This is a genomic window from Pantoea allii, assembly GCF_046529425.1.
Classification (GTDB): Bacteria; Pseudomonadota; Gammaproteobacteria; order Enterobacterales; family Enterobacteriaceae; genus Pantoea; species Pantoea allii.
In genome coordinates this window covers 3208981-3233324 of sequence record NZ_CP125958.1, presented here as the reverse complement: position 1 = coordinate 3233324, position 24344 = coordinate 3208981, and the positions used below count along the sequence as shown (strand labels likewise).

The window sequence follows — 24344 nt, the reverse complement described above, 5'->3', positions numbered from 1 at the left end:
ACCCCGATCAGGCAATAGCGCCACGAAAGGTCCAGGGGAACAATGATGTTAAAGACCACGCAATCCCGCTTCACAGCAACACTCATCGGCTTTTTTGTTGCGCTAGTGTTAATCACTGTTTGGGTGATCAACCAGTTTGTCGCACCGCAACTGGTCGACAATGAAAGCCGCCTGATTCGCTATCAGGTGGATTCCCTGGCAACGGGCATTGTTGAGCAAATGAACCGTGTGCAGGCACAGCAACGTGCCATCACCGAGGCCGCGTCGGTGATCGACAGCGCCGCCATCGACACCTTATTACCAGCATTGGTCAACCAGTATCAGGACAGTAACGTCTTCGGCGGCGGGATCTGGCCTTTACCCAACCGTCGGGAGGCGGGTAAAGAGAAAGACAGCAGCTTTTTTGCACGCGATACCAGCAACAAGCTGCAGGTTAATACCTACTGGAACTCTGATGCAGCCGACAAATACTGGGAGCAGCCCTGGTATAAAGACGGTATGGCGGCACCAAAAGGGCAGTGCGCCTGGGCTAAAGCCTATCAGGACGCCGCCAGCCCACAGCCGCGTACCAACTGCGCCATGGCAATCTACCGCGACGGCTCCGTCTGGGGCGTTTCAACCATCGACGTTACGCTGGGTTTCTTCAACCAACTGGCTAAAAAAATGGGCGAGGCGATTCATGGAGACGTACTGATCGTTGAGGCCGACGGCAAAGTCGTGGGAAATGCGGCGCTGGTTAACGGCACGCCAAAACTCGAAAACCTGAGCGACCTGCAAAATCCGATGGCGGCACCGCTGAAAGCGATGCTGGCTAATGCGGGAACGAAGTCAACGGAATCCACTTACAGCGGCAATGACGGCGAGCAAACGCTGTTTCTGCAGGCCATTCCGGGCAGCCCGTGGTATCTGGCCAGTAGCGTATCGTCCAGCCTGCTGAAAGCCCAGTCGCACAACATGCTGATGCGTCTGGGGCTGGTGCAGATCCCACTGGCCATTATTCTGTTGCTGGTGCTGTTGGGTTTTATGCGCGCAATGATGAAGCGTTTGAGCATGCTCAACCAAAATATCGAAGCCTTGTCGACCGGCGGAGCCGATTTAACCCAGCGTCTGCCAGCCAGTAACAGCCCGGAGTTCAACGCGGTAGCGCAGAGCTTTAACCATTTTATCAGTTACCTACAGGGGTTAATGCAGCAGGTGGGCAGCAGCGCGCTGGCCATATCCGCAGCGTCGCGTGAAATTGCCAGCGGCAACACCAACCTTTCGTCACGAACGGAAGATCAGGCCAGTTCGATTGTTGAAACGGCGGCCTCAATGGAGCAGCTGACCGGCACCGTCCGCCAGAACGCCGACAATGCCACCCATGCTAACCAACTGGCCGGTGAAGCTTCGAAGGTTGCGGCGCGCGGAACGGAGGTTGTCCGTCAGGTGGTAACGACCATGGGCGAGATTCACCACTCTTCGCGTAAGGTGGTCGATATCATCAGCGTCATCGACAGCATCGCCTTCCAGACCAATATCCTGGCCCTGAACGCCGCTGTTGAAGCGGCACGTGCTGGCGAACAAGGCCGGGGTTTTGCCGTGGTCGCATCGGAAGTGCGCAACCTGGCGCAGCGCTCAGCCAACTCAGCCCGCGAAATTAAAAAACTGATTGAAGAGTCAGTCGCTAATATCGATGCAGGCAGTCAACTGGTTGAACAGGCAGGCCAGACCATGGACGAACTGGTGCAGGGCGTAAGCAGCGTGACGACGCTGATGAGCGAGATCATGGCCGCCAGCCGTGAGCAGAGCATGGGCATCGAGCAGGTTAACGTCGCGATCACACAGCTTGACGGGACGACTCAGCAGAACGCCGTGTTAGTGGAAGAGGTGTCTTCTGCCGCTCAGGCGATGGAAGCGCAGAGTCTTCAACTGGAACAGGTCGTACAGAGTTTCAAACTGTAATCGACAGTCAGGCCAGCCTCGGCTGGCCTGACGTTTTCTGCCGTCAGGGCCGTCCTCTGTCAGATTTGTGCATAAACAGCACAATTTTATCCCCTCAACCCCTCCGATCTTGTGCCAGAATAATGAGGAATAAACTCAAGGAATCCTCATGTCTGCTATTGAAGTTATCCTCGTCGACCATCTTGATCGTCCCACCGGCAAAATGGAAAAGCTGGAAGTGCATGAAAAAGGATTACTGCACCGCGCGGTAACGGTGTACGTTTTTAACGCCCGGCAAGAGCTACTGCTTCAGCGTCGCGCCAGTGATAAATATCACTGCGGCGGATTGTGGAGTAATACCTGCTGTGGACATCCTTATCCTCATGAATCCACCAAAGATGCAGCCGAACGTCGCCTGCGTGAAGAAATGGGAATGACGCTGTCGCTTTCCCCCATCTTTGAGCTGAGCTATAACCTGCCGCTCAGTAACGGGCTGACAGAGCATGAGTACGGTCATGTGTTTTTCGCGGTCAGCGACGAGCTGCCACAGCTTAATCCGCAAGAGGCGGACGCATTTGATTATCGCTCGATGCAGGACATTGCACAGCAAATGCAGCAGCAGCCGCAGCAGTTTACGCCCTGGTTCCTCCATACGTTTCCCCGTATTCCTGCCTATCTCGACCGTTTCAACTTCCCGGCCTAACCTGCGCACCCTGACCAGTGCGGTCAGGGTTTAGCGGTATCTGATTTCAGGACAAAACAGGTCGCGCAATGCGATTGCCAGGCTACGCTTTTATTGCAGCGAATAAAATATTGCAGCGAATAAAATGGTGGGCGTGCCTGTTACGGTATTCACACGGCCAACCGCTACTCCAGGTGAATGATTTAATAAGGAAAGTAACATGGCAAACATGCGCGGTTTGGTCGGCATCAGCGTTTTACTGCTTAGTCTGGGGATGGCGCACGCTGCCGATCCGGTACGGGTGGGCTCCAAGATTGATACGGAAGGTTCCCTGCTGGGCAATGTCATTCTGTTGGTGCTGGAGAAGCACGGTGTCAAAACCGTCAATAAAATCCAGCTCGGTGCCACTCAGGTGGTGCGGGGGGCAATTACCGCAGGAGAGCTGGATATCTATCCGGAATACACCGGCAACGGCGCCTTCTTTTTTAACGACGAAAAAGACAGTGCCTGGAAAAATGCCCGGGAAGGCTATGAAAAAGTCAAAAAACTGGATGCCGAGAAAAACCATCTGGTGTGGTTGACGCCCGCACCGGCTAACAACACCTGGACCATCGCGGTGCGCAATGATGTAGCCGAGAAAAACCAGCTTAACTCCCTGGACGATCTCAGCGCCTATTTAAAAAAAGGCGGCACCTTTAAGCTGGCGGCTTCAGCGGAATTTATCGAACGCGGCGATGCACTGCCCGCATTCGAAAAAGCTTATGGCTTTACGCTTAAGCAGGATCAGTTGCTGTCGCTGGCGGGAGGCGATACTGCTGTCACTATTGGCGCCGCCGCGCAGCAAACCTCCGGCGTCAACGCCGCCATGGCTTACGGTACTGATGGTCCGGTTGCCGCGCTGGGTCTGAAAACCCTGAGCGATCCTAAAGGCGTTCAGCCCATTTATGCTCCCACACCGGTCGTGCGTGAAGCGGTCCTCAAGGCTTACCCCCAAATGGACGCGTGGCTAAAACCCGTTTTCAGCGCGCTGGATGAAAAAACATTACAGCAGTTGAACGCCAAAATCGCAGTCGAGGGCCAGGATGCCAACAGCGTGGCGAAAGCGTGGTTAGTTCAGAACAAGCTGCTGTAGCCGATGTTGCTATCGCGGGAGGCGCTAAACCGGTCAAGGCGACTGCCGGTGGCCCTGGTGCTGGTTCTGTTACTGAGCCTGATGCTGAGCTGCCTGCCGTTTGTCAGTTTTGCCGCCAATCGTCTGGTGGCCGGGCAGCCGCTGATGTTCTGGCAAACGGCGCATGGCATGGTGATTCTGCCCCTGCTGGCTTTGCTGTGGTTGCTGGTGTGGGCCAGACCAACGCGTGTCCGTTTTGCGCTGCAGTTAATGAGCGCAGCCCTGCTGCTGGCCGCGATGATCTGGCTCAGCGGCGATCAGGCCAGGATACTGGCCGAACAGGGCAGCCAGTTATCACGCACCCGTTTTGCAAGCGGCATGTGGTGCGCCAGTGCCGTCACGTTGTTGCTGATCACGGACACCGCACGGGCGTTAACCCGTCATAAAGTGTGGCAGCTGTTACTGAATCTCCTGGTATGGTTTCTTCCTCTCTGGCTGCTGTTCAGCGGCCAGCTGGCCTATCTTTCCTTACTGAAAGAGTATGCCAATCGCCAGGCGGTGTTTGATGCGGCCTTACTGCGTCATCTGACGCTGTTAGCCGCGACCGTGCTGCCTGCTTTGCTGATCGCCTTCCCGCTGGGGAGTGCACTTTATCGCTATCCTGGCTGGCAAAGCAGCGTATTCGGCGTACTGAATGTGGTTCAGACGGTGCCCTCCGTGGCGCTGTTTGGTTTATTAATCGCCCCGCTGGCGGGGCTGGCAAAACGCTTTCCATGGACAGGCTCGTGGGGAATCAGCGGCATTGGTATGGCGCCCGCGCTGATTGCGCTGGTGCTGTATGCGCTGTTGCCGCTGGTACGCAGCGTAGTCACCGGACTGCAACAGGTGCCGCCGGAGGTGCGCGAAAGTGCGCGCGGCATGGGGCTGACTGGCAGACAACAGTTTTTCGCGGTAGATGTGCCGCTGGCCCTGCCGGTATGGCTGGCAGGTGTGCGAGTGGTGGTGGTGCAGACGCTGGGCATGGCGGTGGTGGCAGCCCTTATCGGTGCCGGCGGATTCGGCGCGATTATCTTCCAGGGGCTGCTAAGCAACGCACTGGATTTAGTGCTGCTGGGCGTGATACCGGTTATCGCTATGGCGGTGACGCTGGATGCGTTATTTCGACTGTTGATTTCCCTGCTGGAGAGAAAAGATGATTCAGTTTGATAACGTCACCACGTTTTTTGCCGGTAAAGCCGCGGTGAAAAACCTGTCGCTGACCGTCGAACAGGGCACCTTTAGCGTGCTGCTGGGCACCTCAGGCTCCGGTAAGTCGACCACACTGAAAATGATTAACCGCCTGGTGGAGTATGACCAGGGAGACATCCGTTTTGCGGGCCAGTCGATTCGCCAACTGGATGCGCAGGCATTGCGCCGTCGTATGGGCTATGCCATTCAGTCGATTGGTCTGTTTCCACACTGGACGATTGAAAAGAATATAGCCACCGTGCCCGCTTTGCTGGGCTGGTCAAAAGCGCGGCGGCGTGAACGTATTGCCGAGCTGATCGCACTATTGAATTTAGATCCTGCCTTACTCAGCCGCTATCCGCATCAGCTTTCAGGTGGACAGCAGCAGCGCGTTGGCGTCGCGCGGGCGCTGGCGGCCGATCCGGAGGTGCTACTGATGGATGAGCCTTTTGGCGCACTGGACCCGGTGACGCGCAGTGCCCTGCAACAGGAGATGCTGCGCATTCACCATCTCTCAGGGTGCACTATCGTGCTGGTCACGCACGATATCGATGAGGCCCTGATCCTGGCCGATAACATCGTGCTTATGCACGATGGTGAGATTGTACAGCAGGGCAAACCGATAGAACTGCTGACCCAGCCAGGCAATGACTTTGTGCGTGATTTTCTGGGGCGCAGTGAAATGGGGCTGCGGCGGCTGGCGCTTGGGCAAGTGGGAAGTGCGGTGCGCCGTGGGGAATGGCTGGAGGCCGAGCCGGTCACCGCTGAACTGACGCTACGTGAGGCGCTATCGCAATTTATCAGCCGCGGCACGGATAAACTGCCGGTGGTGGATGCGCATCAGCAACCCTTGGGCGTTCTCTACTTTAGCGACCTGCTTCATCACTCAGAGGGCCAGTGATGCGACGGTTAGCCAATCCTCTGCTGTGGCTGGTGCTGCTCTATCTGGGACTGCTGGCGGCAATGCCTTACAGCGGTCCGCTGTTTGCTGCCTGGTTTCCCGATCTTGCCCGTCCGCTCTATCAGCAGGACAGCTTCTGGCAGCTCACCCTGGCGCACCTGTTTCTTGTGGTGACCGCCAGCCTGATGGCCATTATGCTCGGCGTGGGAAGTGGCGTACTGGTGACTCGCCACGCGGGGCGGGCTTTCCGGCCGCTGCTGGAAACCCTTGCCGCTGCCGGACAGACGATCCCGCCGGTCGCGGTGCTGGCGATTGCCGTGCCCGTCATGGGGTTTGGCGCATGGCCTGCTATTGTGGCATTACTGCTTTATGGGTTACTGCCGATTTTGCAGGGAACCTTAGCGGGGCTTGATGGTGTCCCAGCCAGCAGCCGTGAGATCGCGGTCGGTGTGGGCATGAGCAGTTGGCAGCGTTTGTGGCAGGTGGAACTTGCGCTGGCGGCGCCGGTGATTATTGCGGGTATACGCAACGCCGTCATTATCAATATTGGCACGGCCGCGATTGCCTCCACGGTCGGGGCAAAAAGCCTGGGCTCGCCCATCATCATCGGTTTAAGTGGTTTTAATACGGCCTACGTGATTCAGGGAGCGTTGCTGGTGGCGCTGCTGGCCATCGTTAGCGATCGGCTTTTTGAGCGGCTCCAGCGCCGTTTTAGCGTGAATGAACGATAAGTGAATAGCCAACCAGCATAAGTCCACTGGTGCCGCCGATAGCCATAATGGCGAACAGCGTGGCAAAAAAGGTTTTTTTCCAGTTCATAAATAACCTGAGGGTGATGACGTCGAGGCGGGGATGATAGCGCGCGCAAGGCAGCCGTCATAGTGCCGAGCGTGCGTTTTTGTCTCAGTGTACGTCGTGCAAACGCACAGAGAATCCCTGTTCCTGCCAGTGTGCCAACTGTTCCTGCTGGCGGCGCGTCAGTCTTTTACCCGTAAAAACAAACATATTCAGCCCCGGGAACAGCTCCGGACGGGGAACGTCGAGGGGTTCTGCGAGCACATCAATGCGCCAGCCATGCTGGGATAAACGCCAGCCTTCCAGCCAGATGCGCGTACGATCTTCAATGCCCCAGCCAATAATCAGCGCTTCCTGACCGGCTTTTTTACGATTGCAAGCCAGACAAAACGCCACATAGTCGATCAAAATGCCATCCAGCAGGCTGCACATGGTGCGTGCAGTATTTTGATCAAGACTGAGCTTCTGCCTTATGGGCATAAAAACATGATCGATTAGGGCATCGACCGCATATTCACGACCAATTAAGGCGATTTTATTGCGTAGCTTAGCCGGCCTTACATGGCGCAGTATGCTGATGAGTTCGTCCTGCATGGCCGTCCAGCCATCATGGGCGTCAACATCTCCACCTTCCAGTAGCGCTTTGACTTTGCCCACTGGTACTCCACTTTCAATCCAGCGCATAATTTCCTGAATACGCTGAACATCTTCTTCATCGAACTGTCGATGACCGCCTTCGGTGCGTTGTGGCTTCAAGAGCCCATAACGTCGTTGCCAGGCGCGTAAGGTAACCGGGTTTATGCCACAGCGTTCGGCGACATCGCCGATACTGTATACGGTCATATTTACCTCTTTCACTGACCTGAGTGAGACCACCATAACGAAGCCTGTTAAGTTGTACAACCAATTTTTAGGTGTACAACTTGACGGCTGCGCTTAAATGTTGTTCTATCTCAATTATGAGATTTTATTTTCATAAGTGAGATAAGAATGTCTTTTGATAATACGGAACAGCGGTTAGCGGCTCGCCTGGCAGAATTGCGTCTCAAACGGGGCTGGTCCCTGGATGAACTCTCTACCGCCACGGGTATTAGCCGGCCAACATTATCGCGTATCGAGCGCGGGGAAACCAGCCCAACGGCCGCACTGCTTAACCGGTTGTGTGTTGCTTATAGCCTGACGATGTCGCGCCTGCTGAGCGAAGTCGAAGAGGGCAGCGATCTGCTGATCCCCCGTGAACATCAGCCGGTATGGAACGATGAAGCGACAGGGTTTAGCCGCCGCAACGTTTCACCGCCCGCCCATAATTTTCGCTGTGAACTTATAGAAGGCACGCTGCGGCCCGGCGCGCGCATCGAATATGATGCCCCACCGCTGCAGGGCATGGAGCAACATATCTGGATGCGCCAGGGGCAACTGACCATAACGATGGGTGCCCAGAGCTGGTTACTGGGGCCGGGCGACAGCCTGCGCTTCCATCTGACCGGCGCGTCTGCTTTTCAGGCGCATCTTACCGAAGGCGCTCGCTACTTACTGGTGGTGTGTAAATCATGATGACATATCAGCAACTCAGTGCCGGTGAGGCACTGCAGGTCTTACCCGAACTGGTGCAGGTTTTACAGGCCTGTGTCGCCGACGGGGCCAGCGTGGGTTTTATCGATCCTGACGACACTGCGGTCATGCAGCTTTTCTGGCAGAGACAGCTTGATGGGCTGGAAAAAGGCCAAAGTGAACTGCTGGTCGCCCGCCAGCATGACCGCGTCGTGGCGACCGTTATGCTCAACTACAGCGCCATGCCCAATGGGGACCATCGGGCCGAAGTCAGCAAGCTGCTGGTGCACCCACAGGCGCGACGGCAGGGGATTGCGCGCAGGCTAATGCAGCAGGCCGAACAACGGGCACGCCAGCAGGGGAAAAATTTACTGGTACTGGATACGCGAACGGGCGATGTCGCCAGCGATCTTTATCGTGCCCTGCACTGGCAGGTCGCGGGGTCGATTCCATCCTATGCACAGTCCATTCATGGCGAACTGGACGCGACAACGGTGATGTTTAAGCTGCTGCAATAAAAGCCTGCGCGCGGAACGGGTGCGTCAGCCTCATGCAGTCTGAAGCCCTGGGCAACGCTCACCGGCGGTGTGCAACCAGGCATTTAGCCAACAACATGCGCGGCCGTTTCGGAAGCCAGCACGAAAAAACAGACCTGAAAGCTGACGGCACTGCGATACTGTGTAAAAATACAGGCCATTTAGTAAAGCGGTAATCTTAACATGGCCCTGACAGCAGCATTAAAAAGCCAGATAGCACAGTGGTATAAAGCGCTGCAGCAACAGGTGCCAGACTTTATTCCTCGCCCGGCCCAGCGGCAGATGATCGCGGAGGTCGCGAAATGCCTGTCGGGTGATGACGGCCGCCATCTGGCAGTAGAAGCGCCAACGGGCGTGGGCAAAACCCTTTCGTATCTTATTCCCGGCATCGCCGTCAGCCGTGCAGAAGAGAAGCGGCTGGTGATCAGCACGGCAAACGTGGCGTTGCAGGATCAAATCTTCAGCAAAGATCTGCCGCTGCTCAAGAAAATCATTCCGGATTTAACCTTTACTGCGGCCTTTGGGCGCGGGCGCTATGTCTGCCCGCGCAATCTGGCTGCGCTGGTGGCAGACGATAATCAGCAGGCCGACCTGCTTTTCTACCTGGATGATGAGGCGATCAGCAGCACCAAAGAAGAACAGATCCAGTGCGGACGGCTGCAAAAGTCACTGGACCGCTACCAGTGGGACGGCCTGCGCGATCACAGCGAGGAAAACGTCAGTGACAGCCTGTGGCAACGTCTGTCCACTGACAAAGCCAGCTGTCTTGGCGTGCACTGCCGCTGGTACCGCGAATGCCCGTTCTTCATTGCGCGTCGGGAAATCGAACAGGTCGATGTGGTGGTCGCCAACCACGCGCTGGTGATGGCGGCCATGGAAAACGAGTCGGTGCTGCCTCCGGCCAAAAACCTGATGCTGGTCCTGGATGAAGGGCACCATCTGCCGGAAGTGGCGCGTGATGCGCTGGAGATGAGCGCAGATATCACGCCGGGCTGGACCAGCCTGCAGCTTGATCTGTTTGTGAAGCTGGTGGAGGCGATAATGAGCCAGATGCGGCCCAAATCGCCGCCACCGCTGGCCAACCCCGAACGTCTTAAAGCCCATTGCGATGAACTCCGCGAACTGTTAGCCACCATCGGTGAGGCGTTAAACCCGTTACTCCCGCCGCACAATCAACCGGGCGAATTTCGCTTTGTCCTGGGCGCATTACCTGACGAGCTGCTGGCGCTGTGTGCGCGGCTGTTCAAGCTGAGCGACGGGCTACGCGGGCTGAGTGAAGGGCTGATTAACGCCCTGAGTGAACAAACCGGGAGCGTCGATCTGGTGCGTTTACACCGCAATTTATTACAGCTTAATCGCCACTTTGGCTGGTTTGAGTCCATCAGCAAACTGTGGCGGCTGGCCGCCATGGAAAAAGCCTCTGGTGCGCCAGTTTCAAAATGGATTACCCGGGAACTGCGTGACGGTCAGGCACATCTGTTGTTCCACTGCGCGGGGATTCGCGTCTGCGATCAGTTGGAAAAAATGCTGTGGCGTAAAATCCCCCACGTCGTCGTGACCTCCGCCACGCTGCGCTCATTAAACAGCTTTAGCCGTCTGCAGGAGATGTCCGGGCTAAATGAAAAGGCGGGCGACCGTTTTGTGGCGCTGGAGTCGCCGTTTAGCCATGTCGATCAAGGCAAGCTGGTGATCCCGCAGATGCGCTACGAACCTCTGATGGCAAATGAAGCGGAACATATCGCGGAAATGGCGGCTTTTTTTCGCCAGCAAATGCAGGCTGAAAAGCATAAAGGAGTGCTGGTACTGTTTGCCAGCGGACGCGCCATGCAGCAGTTTGTCGAGGCGCTACCGGAATTCCGTCTGACGATGCTGGTACAGGGCGATCAGCCGCGCAGCCGCCTGATCGCGCTGCACCGTAAACGGGTAGAACAGGGCGATACCAGCATTTTGATCGGCCTGCAGTCGTTTGCAGAAGGGCTGGATTTAAAAGGCGAGCTGCTTAGCCAGGTCCATATTCATAAAATTGCTTTTCCACCCATAGACAGTCCGGTAATTTTAACCGAGGGTGAATGGCTGAAGAGCCTAAAGCGTTATCCGTTTGAGGTGCAAAGTTTACCCAGCGCCTCTTTTACGTTGATTCAGCAGGTAGGACGTTTGATCCGCAGCCATCAGTGTTTCGGTGAGATCGTTATTTACGATCGCCGCCTGTTGAGTAAAGCTTACGGGAGCCGACTGTTAGCGGCGCTGCCGGTGTTTTCGATTGAGCAGCCGGTGACGCCCGAACCCGAGGCCATAAGCACCAAACCCCATACCGGCACGCGTAAACCGCGTGCGAAGCGGCGTTAAGTCGTTGCCACTGACCGGAAATGCGTGATGGAACTGAATAAAATTATCAAAGAAGTGGGGCGGGGTAAGAATCACGCCCGTGATATTGATTTCGACAGTGCTGTGGCACTCTACGGCGCGATGCTGGACGGCGAAGTGCCGGATCTTGAAATGGGCAGCATTTTAATCGCTCTGCGAATCAAGGGCGAAGGCGAAGCGGAAATGCGCGGGTTTTATCAGGCGATGCAGTCGCGGGTGATGCGCCTGCATGCGCCAGCCGGTCGGCCGATGCCCATCGTCATCCCCAGCTATAACGGCGCGCGGCGTCAGGGCAACTTGACGCCATTACTGGCGCTGGTGCTGAACAGGCTCGGTTTTCCCGTGCTGGTTCACGGTGTGAGTGAGGATGCAACGCGTGTCACCAGCGAAGCCGTCTTTGCGTCGCTAGGGATCGCGCCGGTCGCCACGGCTGAGCAGGCCCAGTCAAAACTCGACAACGGTGAGCTGGTCTTTATCACCATCGATAACCTCTGTCCGCCCATGGCAAAACAGCTGTCGTTACGTTGGCGGATGGGCGTACGTAACAGCGCCCATACGCTGGCGAAGCTGGCAACGCCGTTTGCTGAACGCGAGGCACTGCGCCTGTCGAGCGTGTCTCACCCGGAGTATGTACCGCGCGTCGCAACCTTTTTTAGCGCGATTGATGCCCCGGCGATTCTGCTGAACGGGACAGAAGGCGAGGTTTATGCTAATCCGCAGCGCTGCCCGGCCATCAGCTATGTGGGTGGCGACGGGCAGCAGGCCGAAGTCTGGGTGGAGAGACAGCCGGAAGTCGCCGTGTCGTTGCCAACTGACAAATCCGCAGCCGAAACGGCCCGCTGGACGCAAGAGGTGCTGAATCATCAGCGTCCTCTTCCTGAGGCTCTCCGACTGCAAATTGCCTGCTGCCTGCGCGCCAGCGCTCAGTGTGCGTCGCTGGAAGCGGGTCTGGAAAGACTGACGGCGGCCGGTTTTTAACCGCGATCCTGCGGCAGTGCGTGTTCCACCAGGTTTTGCCAAAAGCGAATACCAGTGGGAATCAGCGCATCGTTGAAATCGTAGTGGGCATTGTGTAGCGGTGCGGATGGGGTGGCACCATCTGCGCCAAGCCAGAAATAGGCACCGGGGCAGGCCTCCAGCATGCAGGCAAAATCTTCCGAAGCCATAGAGGGATTCACCTGCCAGCGCGCCTGTTCTTCGCCCAAAGTCCTGACGGCGACGTCATGCACCTGCTGAGCCGGGCCGGCATGATTGGTGGTCACCGGATAGCCAGGCAGCCAGCGAATCGCCCCGCAAACGCCAAAGGGTTTCGGCAGCGTCGTCACAAAATCATCGATAAGCGTATGAACCCGATTGCGTACATCGTCTTGCAAACAACGCACGGTGCCGCGCAGAACAATCTGTTCTGGAATGACGTTAATCGCTTCGCCGCCGTGAATCTGGGTGATGCTCACCACGGCAGAAGACAGGGGCGACAGGCGACGTGACGGAATGGTTTGCAGGGCCAGGATCAGCTCAGCTGCTACCACCATTGGATCGGCACCGCTTTCCGGCATAGCAGCATGGCAACTTTTACCACTCAGGGTAATTTCAAAGGCGTCCAGCGAGGCCATCATCGCACCGGCGTTCACCGCCAGCGAACCCAGCGGTAAGCCCGGCCAGTTGTGCATGGCGTAAACGGCATCCATAGGGAAACGTGTGAACAACCCCTCTTCAACCATCTTGCGGGCACCGCCAAGGTTCTCTTCCGCTGGCTGAAAGATAAAATGAACTGTGCCGCTAAACTGGCGCGTGGCCGCCAGTTGTTTCGCCGCCGCCAGCAAAATGGCGGTGTGACCATCATGCCCGCAGGCATGCATCACGCCGGGTTTACTGGAGCGCCAGGCGGTATCGCCTTTTTCGTTAATTGGCAGTGCGTCCATATCCGCCCGCAGGCCGATAACCGGCCCGGTGCCATTTTCCAGCGTGCCAATCACACCCGTACCCGCAAGACCGCGAAACACCTGTAAGCCCGCCTGCTCAAGTTCATGAGCAACTTTGTCGCTGGTCTGATGTTCCTGATAGCCCAGTTCGGGTTCGCGGTGAAACTGGTGGCGCCAGCGCAGCGCATCATCGAGTAGGGCAGAGGAAAGAGTCATGCAGTATCGCGCTCCATATCATTCAGGAAGCTTCACTTTAGAGGCCGCGCGACAGCGCGTCTATCGCCAGAAGCGATAAAATGGACAATGCGCTAAATCAAAAAGGAATAAGTAATAAACAAGCGTGCAGGCGTGGCAGATTTTATGCCGACGCGCGTTTTATTAAATGAAAGCCGATATCAATAATGCTCTCGTCACCCGGGCGCTACTCGATACGGTCAGCCAGCAGGGTTGCGGCGCGTTGGCCCATAGCCACCCGATCGACGCTAATGGTGGTGATGGCAGGCCGATTGCTGGCGGCAAAAAAGTCTCAGAGAAAATCACGCTGGCTCAGTTCAAAAACGTTTGTGTCAACCGCATGATGATAGGGGGTGATATTGGGCCGTTCTGCGTAACCTCACTTACCGGGTTCTTTCTGACCTGGTTCCCCACCTACCTTTATTGTCGGGCCTGTAGATCGTATTACGCTGAACTCCGCTAAGTCTGAGTAAACCTGTTCATGCGTTTCGCTCCGCTGTTCCGGACATGCATGCCCCGGAACAGCGTTTTTTCAGCTTAACGGTATCTAAAAATACCGGCGTTGTGGTTTATTGCATGGGTAAGTTCAGACCATGTTTTGTCGCACAATTCTGTGCCAGCTCGTAGCCCGCGTCGGCATGACGCATCACGCCAGTCGCGGGATCGTTCCACAGTACACGGCCAAGGCGGGCATCAGCCGCTTCCGTACCGTCGCACACAATGACCACACCGGAGTGCTGTGAGAATCCCATGCCCACGCCACCACCATGATGCAGGCTCACCCAGGTCGCGCCGCCCGCCGTATTGAGCAGAGCGTTGAGCAGCGGCCAGTCTGACACCGCATCCGACCCATCTTTCATGGCCTCGGTTTCACGGTTTGGCGAAGCGACGGAGCCACAGTCCAGGTGATCGCGACCAATTACGATCGGTGCTTTCAGCTCGCCAGTGCGTACCATTTCATTGAACGCCAGCGCGGCAAGATGGCGCTCACCCAGCCCCAGCCAGCAGATGCGAGCCGGTAAGCCCTGAAAGGCGATGCGTTCCTGCGCCATATCCAGCCAGCGATGCAGCGTCTTATGCTCAGGAAAGAGTTCTTTGAGTTTGGCATCCGTTTTGTAGATATCTTCAGGATCGCCAGACAGCGCCACCCAGCGGAACGGCCCTTTGCCTTCGCAAAACAGAGGGCGGATATAGGCAGGCACAAAGCCGGGGAAGTCAAACGCGTTGCTGACGCCTTCATCCAGCGCGACCTGGCGAATGTTATTGCCGTAATCCACAGTAGGAATGCCCATATGACAAAAGTCGAGCATCGCCTGTACATGTACCGCCATGGACGCGCGAGCAGCCTTTTCTACGGCTTTGGGATGGGTTTCCCGCTCCTGCTGCCAGCGTGCAACGTCCCAGCCCAGTGGCAGGTAGCCATTGATGGGATCGTGGGCCGAAGTTTGGTCGGTGACGATATCGGGCTTAGGTCCGCCAGCTTTCGCGCGTTTCACCAGTTCTGGCAGAATCTCTGCGGCGTTGCCCAGCAGGCCAACGGAGATCGCTTTTTTCGCTTGGGTGGCGGCGTCAATCAGGGCCAGCGCCTCATCCAGCGAGGTGGCTTTATGATCGACGTAACGCGTACGTAAACGGAAATCGATACGCGACTCCTGGCACTCTATCGCCAGCACGCAGGCACCCGCCAGCACGCCTGCCAGGGGTTGTGCGCCGCCCATGCCGCCTAAACCGGCGGTCAGGATCCAGCGTCCGCTTAAATCATTGTTGTAATGCTGACGTCCTGCCTCGACAAAGGTCTCATAAGTACCCTGAACAATTCCCTGGGCACCGATGTAAATCCAGGAGCCTGCGGTCATCTGGCCGTACATCATCAGCCCGGCTTTATCCAGCTCATGGAAGTGATCCCAGTTGGCCCAGTGGGGAACCAGATTGGAGTTGGCCAGCAGGACGCGGGGCGCATCGGCATGGGTACGGAATACACCCACGGGTTTGCCCGACTGGATCAACAGGGTTTCGTCCGGCTGCAGCAGCTGGAGCGAGCGTAAAATTTGCTCAAAACATTCCCAGTTGCGCGCGGCTTTTCCGATACCGCCGTACACCACCAGGTCTTCCGGGCGTTCTGCCACGTCGGGGTCCAGGTTGTTCTGGATCATGCGGTAAGCCGCTTCAATTAACCAGTTGGCGCAGTGCAGTTCATTTCCATGCGGCGCACGAATCTCGCGTGCCACCGCTTTTGTCAGGGTTTCGCTCATTACGGATTCCTTATTTAACTGAATGTGTGCCCATGCTGGGTAACAATGCGGTGAGTGCCTGCGGCCAGTCGCAGCGGCTTGCCCACTGACGCATCGCCTCGATGTCCGGAGCCAGCAGGCGGTCTTCCTCAAGGAAGGCCACGCGTTCGCGGATGCTGTCGATGGCCTGCTCTATCAGGGCAGAACTTTGCAAGGGACGATGAAACTCAATGCCCTGTGCGGCCGCCATCGCTTCAATGCCCACCACGGCGGCGCTGTTAAAGCACATCTCGCCCAGACGGCGAGCGGCATAGGTCGCCATGGAAACGTGATCTTCCTGGTTGGCCGAGGTCGGTAAGCTGTCTACGCTGCCGGGATGGGCCAGTGATTTGTTTTCGGATGCCAGCGCCGCTGCGGTAACCTGGGCAATCATAAAGCCGGAGTTGACTCCTCCGTCGCGCACCAGGAAAGGCGGCAGCCCGGACAGGCCAGTATCCAGCAGCAGGGCCAGCCGACGTTCAGAAATCGCCCCAACCTCGGCAATGGCTAACGCAATAATGTCAGCCGCAAACGCCACCGGTTCAGCATGGAAGTTGCCACCGGAGATCACCTCGCCGGTTTCGCTGAAAACCAGCGGATTATCAGAGGCAGCATTGGCTTCAATTTGCAGGACGCGGGCGGCATGCGTGAGATTATCCAGGCAGGCGCCCATCACCTGTGGTACGCAGCGGATAGAGTAGGGGTCCTGTACGCGGCCACAGTGTGTATGTGATCCCAGGATCTCACTTCCTTCAATCAGGTGGGTGACCGCGGCGGCGACGGCAATCTGGCCATGCTGGCCGCGCGCCTGATGGATACGCGCATCGAAAGGCTTTAACGACCCCTTGATGGCTTCTAATGACAGCGCGCCCGCCATTAAGCCTGCGGCAAACAGGTTCTCGGCTTCAAACAGGCCACGCAGCGCCAGGGCCGTGGAAACCTGAGTGCCGTTGAGCAATGCCAGGCCTTCTTTAGGGCCAAGTACAAAAGGCGTCAGGCCGACGCTGGCCAGGCCCTCTGTGGCGGGGATCAGTTCGCCCTTGACCCGCACCTGACCTTCACCAAGCAGCATCAGCGACATATGTGCCAGCGGCGCGAGATCGCCCGAGGCGCCCACCGAGCCCTTTTCCGGAATGCAGGGCATGATGCCGGCATTAAACAGAGCCAACAGGGCGTCGACCAGTTCAATGCGCACGCCGGAATGGCCCCGCGAAAGGCTGATAATTTTACTGGCCACAACCAGCCGCGTCACACTATCGGGCAGTAAATTCCCTAACCCCACGCTGTGAGACAGCACCAGGTTACGTTGCAGGTCTGCAAGACGAGCCGCAGGGATTTGTGTCTGTGCCAGTTTGCCAAAACCGGTATTAATGCCGTAAACCACACTGCCGGAAGCAACGATCGCTTCGACGGTACGGTGCGCCTCGGCAATGGCGCGGCGGGCATCATCGTCAAGGCTGAGGGTGACGTTGCCGTGATAAATTGCGCGTAACGTCGCGAGATCGACGTTACCTGGAACCAGGTGTAATACCTGAGTCGAACCTGACATAACCTGCTCCTGTCTATACAAGGGTTGGGTTGCCACAGGGCATCTTTATTGACCCTGATCAACTGAATAAAGCGAGTGAAACATAACTGTCTATTCTTGTCTATACAAGTTGCAAGCGGCGTGCCAAACCGATCACAAAAATGATCGGGCGTCAGTACTGGGGAGGACAAACGATCACCGTTATTCCTGCACCTTTATCAGGCAACAGGTGCACGGATAAAGTGCTGATGGCGCGCCTGAATGTATATACATCCAGCCCTTCAGGCAGTAAACTCTGAGCATTATCAGTGAAAGGAAGACGTTATGGCCGAGCATACGGCAATTGCACAACTGGCGGCCGCCATGAGCGATGAACCGGCGCCCATTTATCAGCGGGTCAAGCAGGCCATCGTCAGCCAGATTCGTGAAGGACACTGGAAAGCCAATCAGCGGGTCCCCTCCGAAAGCGAGCTGGTCAATGAGCTTGGCGTAAGCCGAATGACCATCAATCGTGCTTTACGTGAGCTGACCAGCGAAGGGTTTTTGGTGCGTATGCAGGGCGTGGGGACGTTTGTCGCCGAAATGAAAGGCTATACGGCGATGCTCGAAGTCCACAACATCGCCGATGAAATTGCCCAGCGCGGCCATCAGCACAGTTGCAAAATCCTGACGATGGGCCAGAACAAAGCCGATCCTGAGCAGGCCTCTTTGCTGGGGCTGACCACCGGGCAAACGCTGTTTCATTCGCTCATCGTGCATTACGAAAACGAGTTGCCGGTGCAGTTAGAGGACCGTCTGGTCAATCCGCAACTGGCCCCGGACTATCTGGCCCAGGATTACCATACGCTTACACCTTATACCTACCTGATGCGGGCTGCGCCGTTAACGGCAGGCGAACACATTGTTGAGGCGGTGATGCCAGATGCGCGTCAACGTAAACACCTGGCGATTGATGAGCATGAGCCGTGCCTCCTGATCCGCCGCCAGACCTGGAGCGACAATAAGATTGTGACCTACGCGCGCTTGCTTTATCCAGGCTCGCGGTACAAGCTGCTTGGGCGCTTCAAAGCACACGGGTAAGGCGTACGAACAACAGCCTGGCATCGCTGCTGTCGGGTTGTAACAGGGTGGTGTGATCCACCCACCATGCACCCTGCTGTGCGTCTAACCGCGTGTCACCTGCGATGTGCCATTTTCCGGCTAAAACCCATGCCACGCCGTGCTCGCTCACCACGGCTTCCGTCACGACGTCGGCCTGCGCCCGCCATTCACCCCGCCGCGTCATCACGTTAAAATCCTGACTCGGCTCGTTGCCTTGCAGACTGGCCTCCAGCGCCCATTCACCTGCGAAAGCCCAGGGGGCTTCAGGCAGCAAGCGGTGTTCGCATGTCGCGCCGTGAAGCAGGACCGGGCTGCCGTTTAGCAGCGTAATAGTGCGATCCACCCCGTTGAAGGTCGAAAACGGGCCGTCGCAGGCAATGGTTGCGATACTGGCTCGCCAGGCGAAGTCGGCGGCATCAGGGGGAAAGCTGATAATTTCGCGTGTTTCGCCCCCGCCGTTGCGCCAGCGGCTAACGGGTAAACTTTGCAGGGAAAAAACATGTCTCATCGCAGGGCCGCCATTGCCTGGGCAAAACGGGCTGCGCAGGCGTCTTCTGCAGCATGATGCCCGTCGCTAATCACCCGGTTGCCTGCCACATACACGTCGCGAATCTGATCGCGCTGGCCCGCAAATAACCATCGGTTGAGCAGGGCGCGTTCATCCACGCTGCCCAGCCAGGCCGCATCACGTAATACCAGCCAGTCGGCGCGCTGTCCAACGGCCAGGGAACCACTCTTAATCCCGCAGGCCTGAGCGCCGCCCGCCGCCGCCTGCTGCCACAGCAGATCGCCAACCGAGGGCTGGTTTGCCAGCGTAATGCGGTTGCGGCGGCGGTCGCGCAGACGCTGTGCGTATTCAAGCCAGCGCAGCTCCTCCTGGACGCTGAGCGAAACATGGCTGTCAGAGCCAATTCCCCAGCGGCCGCCCTGGGCGATATAGTCCACCGCCGGGAAAATGCCGTCGCCAAGATTGGCTTCGGTGGTCGGGCACAACCCGGCTACCGCACCGCTGTCAGCGAGGCGCGTGACTTCGCTGTCATCAAGATGCGTGGCGTGAATCAGGCACCAGCGTGCATCGACCTCAAAACGATTCATCAGCCAGCTCACCGGACGCTCGCCGCTCCAGGCCAGGCTGTCGTTCACCTCTTTTTCCTGCTCGGCAATGTGAATGTGAACCGGTAGCGAGCGATCGCTGGCGGTTAACACCTCGTGCATTTGCGCCTCGCTCACTGCCCGCAGCGAGTGGAAACAGAGGCCCACGTTGTGCAGCGGCTTGTCTTTCACCCATGCCTCCAGGCGCGACTGCTGTTGCAGGTAGCGGTCGGTCTGCTGAATAAAGCGTTTCTGTCCCGCCACAGGAGGCTGCGCGCCAAAACCGCTGTAGCTGTAAAGCACCGGAAGTAGCGTCTGACCAATCCCTGCGGTATCGGCGGCGGCAATCAGGTGCTGCAGCATGGCATCATCCGCATAGGGCTGGCCGTTAATGTCGTGATGCAGGTAGTGAAACTCTGCGACCTGGCAGTAGCCACCTTTTAACATATCGATGTACAGCAGGGCGGCAATATCGCCGACCTGTTGTGGCGTCAGGCGCTGTACCATGCGATACATTAGATCACGCCAGGTCCAGAAACTGTCCTGCGGATCGCCCGCCACTTCCGCCAGCCCGGCCATGGCGCGCTGAAACGCATGGGAGTGCAGATTCGCGATAGCGGGGATCACCTCGCCGTCCAGACGTGTTGCCTGGCTGTCATCACTGTCGGGCGTGATGGCATCAATCAATCCAGCGGGACTGACGCTGATGCGGACCTGTTTATGCCAGCCATCCGCCAGCAGTGCGCGGGGCGCAAAAAAAATTGCCATAGTTGATCCTCAAGGGATGTGGTTGTATATACATATACATACTTTAAAACAGACTGTAAACGGCGAGAGCAATGAGAGGCAGGAATGGCAGAAGAACTCCAGGTAGACAGTGTGTGGACCGGTGCCGATGTGGTGACCATGCGCGGCGGCCGCTACGCGATTATTGAGCAGGGCGCGCTGGCGGTGAAGGCAGACAAGCTGGTGTGGGTAGGGGCCGCAGCCGATATGCCTGCCTTTATCGCGCAAAAACATCACCGGCTGGCGGGCGGTATCATCACACCGGGACTGGTCGATTGCCATACTCACCTGGTTTTTGGTGGGGACCGCAGTCAGGAATTTGAACAGCGTCTCAACGGGGTCAGTTATGCGGACATTGCGGCACAGGGCGGAGGGATTCTCTCTACCGTTCGGGCCACGCGCGCAGCCAGTGAAGCGGAACTGGTTACATCGGCCCGCTGGCGGCTGAATCGCTTACTGGCCGAGGGCGTGACCACCGTCGAAATCAAATCCGGCTACGGTCTGGATGAAGAGAGTGAATTACGCATGCTGCGCGCTATTCGTCAGTTGCGTAACACGGTGGCCGCAGATGTGCAGGCAACCTGCCTTGCCGCGCACGCTTTCCCGCCGGAATTTAAACAGAATCCTGATGGCTGGATCGCGATTATCTGCGAACGCCTTCTGCCTCAGGTCAAAGCCGAAGGCTTGGCTGATGCGGTGGATGCCTTTTGCGAACATCTGGCTTTTTCACCTCAGCAGGTTGCGCAGGTGTTTGAGCGGGCTAAGGCACTGGGGATACCGGTAAAACTTCACGCGGAGCAGTTGTCTGCGCTGGGCGGTGCGGCGCTGGCCGCGCGCTATGGCGCACTCTCAGCCGATCATCTGGAATATGCTACCGAAGAGGATGTTCAGGCGATGGCTGAACAGGGAACTGTCGCGGTGCTGTTGCCCGGTGCATTTTACCTGTTGCGGGAAACGCAGCGTCCGCCTGTGGCGCTGTTTCGACACTATGGCGTGCCCATGGCGCTGGCGAGTGATGCCAATCCGGGCACCTCTCCGGCCCTGTCGCTGCGTTTAATGCTGAATATGGGCTGCACCCTGTTTGGCATGACACCGGAAGAGGCGCTGGCAGGCGTCACCTTGTGGGGGGCGAAGGCACTGGGACTGGAGGCGAGTCACGGCTCGCTCGAAGCGGGCAAAGTGGCCAGTTTTGTCCACTGGCCGCTGGCACGTCCGGCGGAACTCGTTTACTGGCTGGGCGGCGAACTGCCCTGTACCGTCATCTATCGCGGAGAAACACAATGACCCCTTTTCATTTCACGCAGGGCAGCATTCCCTTACTGGTCAGCATTCCCCATGCCGGTACGCTGTTGACGCCGGACGTTGAGGACGGACTGAGCGAGGCCGCCCGCAGTTTACCTGACACCGACTGGCACATTCCTCAACTTTATGATTTTGTCCGTGATATGGGGGCAAGTATTATCATTGGCCGCTACTCACGATTTGTTATCGACCTCAATCGCCCGTCCGATAATCAACCGCTCTATACCACCGCCACGACCGGACTCTTTCCCGAAACCCTGTTCGACGGTACGCCCACCTTTGCTGAAGGTAAAACCCCCACGCAGGCGCAGCGCCAGGGCTACGTTCAGACTATCTGGCAGCCTTACCATCAGCAGATCCAGCAGACGCTGGCGCAAATGAAAGCGCAGTTTGGTTACGCCTTACTGTTTGATGCGCATTCCATTGCCAGTGAAATCCCGCGTCTGTTTGAGGGCCGACTGCCGGATCTCAATATCGGCACGAACGACGGGGCCAGTTGCAGCAGCGCCGTTATTAACGGGCTAACCTCGGTGTGCAGTGCGCAGGATCAGTTCAGTTGGGTGGTGAACGGCCGTTTCAAAGGTGGCTATATCACGCGCGCCTACGGCCAGCCACAGCAGCAGGTTCAGGCTGTGCAACTGGAGCTGTCGCAAATCAACTATATGGATGAAAGCCCGCCGTTTACCTGGCATGAAGCGCGCGCTGCGCAGCTGAAGAAGGTGTTAAAGCCGCTGCTGCATAGCTTTCTCGAACAGGGAAAAATGGGCTGAGACGTAATCCGATCAACCGAAACAGCCAGGCGGGTTGTTTCGGCGACATGAGACCAACGGGCGTGATGTGTGTCTGTCACGCCAGTCCCATTGTCATGGCATTGCCTCGCCGGGCGTGACGCGCGCCTACCGGCAGCCGCTTTTTACGCCTTTCCCGATAACGCGGAACGATGACGCTCAGCACAGCGTGCTGCACGTGGGATATCGCCCGTTCAGGTACTGTCCGCAGGTGGCGGGTGGCCTGAGCGGTCAGGTTAAACCCTGAGACGGTTCCCCAAAAACCCTAAGAAGTGCTGACAGAAACCCAGGGTGCTTATCCGCGCCGCTTAACATGAACCCACAACCTGCCGCCAGACGGTTTTTGCGCTAAATTCGTGCAGCCTTTGCACGTTTGTTGTGCATCCGTCTGTCGGCTGTTGCAACACACAACCCTTGTGCTGCTGGGGAGAATAACGACCAATCTGGCACGGCCTTTGCTAGCTTGTATGTACAAGTAACCTCTGAACGAAACCCCGTTGTTATTTATCGTGTCTGGCTCACAAAAACATCAAGCCGACAATGAACTCGATAACGTTAACTTGTATATACATGACTCATCATCTTGTGAATTTTTTGTTAAAACAACATCGATGCTGTTAAAACCTTTTTCATCCAGGAGAAGCCGTATGAAGCACCACGTAGCGTTTCGCCGTTTTTGCCTCACGACCCTGTTTTCCAGCCTGCTGCTCAGCACCGTTGCGGTGCAGGCAAAAGAGTGGAAATCGATCACGATAGCCACGGAAGGCAGCTATGAACCCTGGAACCTGACGCTGCCCGGCGGCAAACTTGGGGGTTTTGAGCCTGAGCTGATGGCCAACCTGTGCAAACGTATGGGCATCGAGTGCAAGCTGGTGGTTCAGAACTGGGATGGCATGATTGCCGGGCTGAATGCCGGCAAATATGACGTCATCATGGATGCCATCGTGATCACGCCGGATCGTAAAAAAGTGGTCAATTTCACCCTGCCTTACGCCTCCACACCCGCGACCTTTATTACCGTCAAAGGCACGCTGTTGCCGCCGGGCAAGGGCGTGACGAAGTTGCATGACGATGAGAAAGAGATTGAAGCCGCGCTGGCACCGTTAAAAGCCGCGCTGAAAGGCAAAACCATCGGTATTGCTTCCGGCACGGTATATACGCCTTTTATCGACAAATATTTCAAGGGCGTGGCTGACATACGCGAGTACACCACCTCCGCCGATGCCATTCTGGATTTGCAGGCCGGACGTATTGACGCGGTGTTTGATGACGTGACCTTTGCCAAATCGATGCTGACACGCAAAGACAACAGCAACCTGACCTTCAGCGGTCCACAGCTCGGCGGTCCCATCTGGGGTGAAGGCGAAGCCATGGGTGTGCGCATGGCGGACAACGACCTGAAGGCCAAACTGGACGACGCCATTAAGGCTGCGCTGGCTGACGGCACGGTAAAAGAACTTAGCGAAAAATGGTTTAAAACTGACGTTACGCCATAAGTGAGGTCGAGCATGATGAACCTGCTGGGTTTTGGCGCAGAGGGCTGGGGATGGCTGATTGTCAGCGCAACGCTTACCACGTTGCTGTTGTCGCTGGTCGCGCTAATGGTCGGTGCCATCGTGGGCTCAGCCATCGCCGCCGCGAAACTGTCGTCTCATCGCCCTTTACGCTGGTTAGGCGAGGGCTATTCGGTGATTTTTCGCGGCATCCCGGAGCTGTTAGTGATCTACCTGTTCTACTTCGGTGGATCGGGCCTGATCACGCAGATCGGTCAGTTATTCGGTGCGGAAGGGTTTATTGAAGCGCCGCCGTTTCTGATCGGTGCTCTGGCGATCGGGCTTATTTCAGGCTCCTATCAGGCAGAAGTCTATCGTGCGGCTCGGCTGGCGCTCTCCCACGGTGAAGTGGAAGCGGCGCTGGCGATAGGCATGTCACGCTGGCGTATTCGCCAGCGCATCCTGCTGCCTCAGGTGGCGCGCTATGCGCTGCCGGGCTTATCCAATGTCTGGCAAATGAGCCTGAAAGACTCTGCGTTGGTCTCGGTGACCGGCATCGTGGAACTGATGCGCGCCAGTCAGATAGCGGCCGGGTCGACGCGTGACTACTTCACCTTTTATCTGATTGGCGGGGGATGCTATCTGTTGTTAACCATACTGTCGAATCGGGCTTTTCTGCGCGCGGAAGCCCGGCTGGGCCGTGCCTGGCAAAGCCGGACAGCGGCACAGCATTAAGGAACT

The 24344-nt window shown here is 57.1% G+C and carries 22 protein-coding genes and 2 pseudogenes; 17 read left to right on the top strand and 7 right to left on the bottom strand.

Going from position 1 to position 24344, the window contains the following annotated elements; all coding sequences use genetic code 11:
* Positions 1-45: 45 nt before the first annotated feature.
* From QNH99_RS15295 to QNH99_RS15270, 6 genes are all read left to right on the top strand, one after another.
* On the top strand, positions 46-1941 hold the full coding sequence (locus QNH99_RS15295; protein WP_096012168.1) for a methyl-accepting chemotaxis protein: 1896 nt from the start codon (positions 46-48) through the stop codon (positions 1939-1941).
* A gap of 148 nt (positions 1942-2089) precedes the next feature.
* Positions 2090-2623: an isopentenyl-diphosphate Delta-isomerase gene (gene idi, locus QNH99_RS15290; protein ID WP_145395046.1), complete on the top strand. Its 534-nt coding sequence runs from the start codon at positions 2090-2092 to the stop codon at positions 2621-2623.
* Positions 2624-2831: 208 nt separating this feature from the next.
* Entirely contained in the window at positions 2832-3734 is a 903-nt protein-coding gene (locus QNH99_RS15285; protein WP_241567315.1) for an ABC transporter substrate-binding protein, read from the top strand.
* Positions 3735-3737: 3 nt separating this feature from the next.
* Entirely contained in the window at positions 3738-4919 is a 1182-nt protein-coding gene (locus QNH99_RS15280; protein ID WP_410516877.1) for an ABC transporter permease, read from the top strand.
* Positions 4906-5841 (top strand): ABC transporter ATP-binding protein, encoded by a 936-nt coding sequence (locus QNH99_RS15275; protein ID WP_063878863.1) that lies wholly within the window; start codon positions 4906-4908, stop codon positions 5839-5841. Before QNH99_RS15280 ends, QNH99_RS15275 begins: the two co-directional genes overlap by 14 nt.
* The gene (locus QNH99_RS15270) at positions 5841-6572 is read left to right on the top strand and encodes an ABC transporter permease (RefSeq protein WP_410516876.1); all 732 of its coding nucleotides are present in this window, start codon (positions 5841-5843) and stop codon (positions 6570-6572) included. Before QNH99_RS15275 ends, QNH99_RS15270 begins: the two co-directional genes overlap by 1 nt.
* 172 nt (positions 6573-6744) lie before the next feature.
* On the opposite strand, the gene QNH99_RS15265 is transcribed toward QNH99_RS15270, so the two are convergent.
* Positions 6745-7479, bottom strand: coding sequence for a MerR family transcriptional regulator (locus QNH99_RS15265; protein WP_063881135.1), 735 nt, complete (start codon positions 7477-7479; stop codon positions 6745-6747).
* Between the two features lie 147 nt (positions 7480-7626).
* Here QNH99_RS15265 and QNH99_RS15260 point away from each other — a divergent pair, with 147 nt between their 5' ends.
* The 4 genes from QNH99_RS15260 (at position 7627) to ybiB (ending at position 12065) form a co-directional block, all read left to right on the top strand.
* Positions 7627-8190, top strand: a complete 564-nt coding sequence (locus QNH99_RS15260; RefSeq protein WP_410516875.1) for a helix-turn-helix domain-containing protein — start codon at positions 7627-7629, stop codon at positions 8188-8190.
* On the top strand, positions 8187-8705 hold the full coding sequence (locus QNH99_RS15255) for a GNAT family N-acetyltransferase (RefSeq protein ID WP_145395050.1): 519 nt from the start codon (positions 8187-8189) through the stop codon (positions 8703-8705). The genes QNH99_RS15260 and QNH99_RS15255 overlap by 4 nt, the downstream gene beginning before the upstream one ends.
* A gap of 201 nt (positions 8706-8906) precedes the next feature.
* Positions 8907-11069: an ATP-dependent DNA helicase DinG gene (gene dinG, locus QNH99_RS15250; protein WP_063878867.1), complete on the top strand. Its 2163-nt coding sequence runs from the start codon at positions 8907-8909 to the stop codon at positions 11067-11069.
* A gap of 27 nt (positions 11070-11096) precedes the next feature.
* Complete coding sequence (ybiB, locus tag QNH99_RS15245) at positions 11097-12065, top strand: DNA-binding protein YbiB (protein ID WP_410516874.1); 969 nt, start codon at positions 11097-11099, stop codon at positions 12063-12065.
* Here ybiB and QNH99_RS15240 read toward each other — a convergent pair.
* Together QNH99_RS15240 and QNH99_RS15235 are read right to left on the bottom strand one after the other, a co-directional pair.
* Complete coding sequence (locus QNH99_RS15240) at positions 12062-13225, bottom strand: M20 aminoacylase family protein (RefSeq protein WP_109717202.1); 1164 nt, start codon at positions 13223-13225, stop codon at positions 12062-12064. The two genes, ybiB and QNH99_RS15240, sit on opposite strands and share 4 nt — an antisense overlap.
* Before the next feature lie 142 nt (positions 13226-13367).
* Positions 13368-13529: pseudogene (locus QNH99_RS15235) on the bottom strand (substrate-binding domain-containing protein); the annotation flags it as partial.
* Between QNH99_RS15235 and QNH99_RS15230 the strand changes: the two are divergent.
* A pseudogene (locus QNH99_RS15230) lies at positions 13500-13667 on the top strand (MFS transporter); the annotation flags it as partial. The pseudogenes QNH99_RS15235 and QNH99_RS15230 sit on opposite strands and share 30 nt — an antisense overlap.
* A 145-nt stretch (positions 13668-13812) precedes the next feature.
* Here QNH99_RS15230 and hutU read toward each other — a convergent pair.
* Together hutU and hutH are read right to left on the bottom strand one after the other, a co-directional pair.
* On the bottom strand, positions 13813-15495 hold the full coding sequence (gene hutU / locus QNH99_RS15225; RefSeq protein ID WP_172897773.1) for a urocanate hydratase: 1683 nt from the start codon (positions 15493-15495) through the stop codon (positions 13813-13815).
* Positions 15496-15505: 10 nt separating this feature from the next.
* Positions 15506-17062 (bottom strand): histidine ammonia-lyase, encoded by a 1557-nt coding sequence (gene hutH / locus QNH99_RS15220; protein ID WP_410516873.1) that lies wholly within the window; start codon positions 17060-17062, stop codon positions 15506-15508.
* 303 nt (positions 17063-17365) lie between these two features.
* On the opposite strand from hutH, the gene hutC reads away from it, so the two are divergent.
* The gene (gene hutC, locus QNH99_RS15215; protein WP_063878873.1) at positions 17366-18121 is read left to right on the top strand and encodes a histidine utilization repressor; all 756 of its coding nucleotides are present in this window, start codon (positions 17366-17368) and stop codon (positions 18119-18121) included.
* On the opposite strand, the gene QNH99_RS15210 is transcribed toward hutC, so the two are convergent.
* Together QNH99_RS15210 and QNH99_RS15205 are read right to left on the bottom strand one after the other, a co-directional pair.
* The gene (locus QNH99_RS15210) at positions 18105-18650 is read right to left on the bottom strand and encodes a HutD family protein (protein ID WP_410516872.1); all 546 of its coding nucleotides are present in this window, start codon (positions 18648-18650) and stop codon (positions 18105-18107) included. The two genes, hutC and QNH99_RS15210, sit on opposite strands and share 17 nt — an antisense overlap.
* Positions 18647-20002, bottom strand: coding sequence for a formimidoylglutamate deiminase (locus tag QNH99_RS15205; protein ID WP_410516871.1), 1356 nt, complete (start codon positions 20000-20002; stop codon positions 18647-18649). Before QNH99_RS15205 ends, QNH99_RS15210 begins: the two co-directional genes overlap by 4 nt.
* Before the next feature lie 84 nt (positions 20003-20086).
* Here QNH99_RS15205 and hutI point away from each other — a divergent pair, with 84 nt between their 5' ends.
* From hutI to QNH99_RS15180, 5 genes are all read left to right on the top strand, one after another.
* Positions 20087-21304: an imidazolonepropionase gene (gene hutI, locus QNH99_RS15200; RefSeq protein ID WP_172897768.1), complete on the top strand. Its 1218-nt coding sequence runs from the start codon at positions 20087-20089 to the stop codon at positions 21302-21304.
* On the top strand, positions 21301-22092 hold the full coding sequence (hutG, locus tag QNH99_RS15195; protein ID WP_063878877.1) for an N-formylglutamate deformylase: 792 nt from the start codon (positions 21301-21303) through the stop codon (positions 22090-22092). Before hutI ends, hutG begins: the two co-directional genes overlap by 4 nt.
* 67 nt (positions 22093-22159) lie before the next feature.
* The gene (locus tag QNH99_RS15190) at positions 22160-22357 is read left to right on the top strand and encodes a hypothetical protein (protein ID WP_156506654.1); all 198 of its coding nucleotides are present in this window, start codon (positions 22160-22162) and stop codon (positions 22355-22357) included.
* A gap of 400 nt (positions 22358-22757) precedes the next feature.
* Positions 22758-23606 carry a transporter substrate-binding domain-containing protein gene (locus tag QNH99_RS15185; protein WP_283355935.1) on the top strand — a complete coding sequence of 283 codons (849 nt, stop codon included), beginning with the start codon at positions 22758-22760 and terminating at the stop codon, positions 23604-23606.
* A gap of 12 nt (positions 23607-23618) precedes the next feature.
* Positions 23619-24338: an ABC transporter permease gene (locus QNH99_RS15180; protein ID WP_096012183.1), complete on the top strand. Its 720-nt coding sequence runs from the start codon at positions 23619-23621 to the stop codon at positions 24336-24338.
* Positions 24339-24344 lie beyond the last annotated feature (6 nt).

Bases quoted from the DNA above. Each gene is read 5' to 3' on its own strand.
- QNH99_RS15295 (WP_096012168.1), top strand. From the start codon at position 46: ATGTTAAAGACCACGCAATCCCGCTTCACAGCAACACTCATCGGCTTT.
- idi (WP_145395046.1), top strand. From the start codon at position 2,090: ATGTCTGCTATTGAAGTTATCCTCGTCGACCATCTTGATCGTCCCACC.
- QNH99_RS15285 (WP_241567315.1), top strand. From the start codon at position 2,832: ATGCGCGGTTTGGTCGGCATCAGCGTTTTACTGCTTAGTCTGGGGATG.
- QNH99_RS15280 (WP_410516877.1), top strand. From the start codon at position 3,738: ATGTTGCTATCGCGGGAGGCGCTAAACCGGTCAAGGCGACTGCCGGTG.
- QNH99_RS15275 (WP_063878863.1), top strand. From the start codon at position 4,906: ATGATTCAGTTTGATAACGTCACCACGTTTTTTGCCGGTAAAGCCGCG.
- QNH99_RS15270 (WP_410516876.1), top strand. From the start codon at position 5,841: ATGCGACGGTTAGCCAATCCTCTGCTGTGGCTGGTGCTGCTCTATCTG.
- QNH99_RS15265 (WP_063881135.1), bottom strand. From the start codon at position 7,479: ATGACCGTATACAGTATCGGCGATGTCGCCGAACGCTGTGGCATAAAC.
- QNH99_RS15260 (WP_410516875.1), top strand. From the start codon at position 7,627: ATGTCTTTTGATAATACGGAACAGCGGTTAGCGGCTCGCCTGGCAGAA.
- QNH99_RS15255 (WP_145395050.1), top strand. From the start codon at position 8,187: ATGATGACATATCAGCAACTCAGTGCCGGTGAGGCACTGCAGGTCTTA.
- dinG (WP_063878867.1), top strand. From the start codon at position 8,907: ATGGCCCTGACAGCAGCATTAAAAAGCCAGATAGCACAGTGGTATAAA.
- ybiB (WP_410516874.1), top strand. From the start codon at position 11,097: ATGGAACTGAATAAAATTATCAAAGAAGTGGGGCGGGGTAAGAATCAC.
- QNH99_RS15240 (WP_109717202.1), bottom strand. From the start codon at position 13,225: ATGACTCTTTCCTCTGCCCTACTCGATGATGCGCTGCGCTGGCGCCAC.
- hutU (WP_172897773.1), bottom strand. From the start codon at position 15,495: ATGAGCGAAACCCTGACAAAAGCGGTGGCACGCGAGATTCGTGCGCCG.
- hutH (WP_410516873.1), bottom strand. From the start codon at position 17,062: ATGTCAGGTTCGACTCAGGTATTACACCTGGTTCCAGGTAACGTCGAT.
- hutC (WP_063878873.1), top strand. From the start codon at position 17,366: ATGGCCGAGCATACGGCAATTGCACAACTGGCGGCCGCCATGAGCGAT.
- QNH99_RS15210 (WP_410516872.1), bottom strand. From the start codon at position 18,650: ATGAGACATGTTTTTTCCCTGCAAAGTTTACCCGTTAGCCGCTGGCGC.
- QNH99_RS15205 (WP_410516871.1), bottom strand. From the start codon at position 20,002: ATGGCAATTTTTTTTGCGCCCCGCGCACTGCTGGCGGATGGCTGGCAT.
- hutI (WP_172897768.1), top strand. From the start codon at position 20,087: ATGGCAGAAGAACTCCAGGTAGACAGTGTGTGGACCGGTGCCGATGTG.
- hutG (WP_063878877.1), top strand. From the start codon at position 21,301: ATGACCCCTTTTCATTTCACGCAGGGCAGCATTCCCTTACTGGTCAGC.
- QNH99_RS15185 (WP_283355935.1), top strand. From the start codon at position 22,758: ATGAAGCACCACGTAGCGTTTCGCCGTTTTTGCCTCACGACCCTGTTT.
- QNH99_RS15180 (WP_096012183.1), top strand. From the start codon at position 23,619: ATGATGAACCTGCTGGGTTTTGGCGCAGAGGGCTGGGGATGGCTGATT.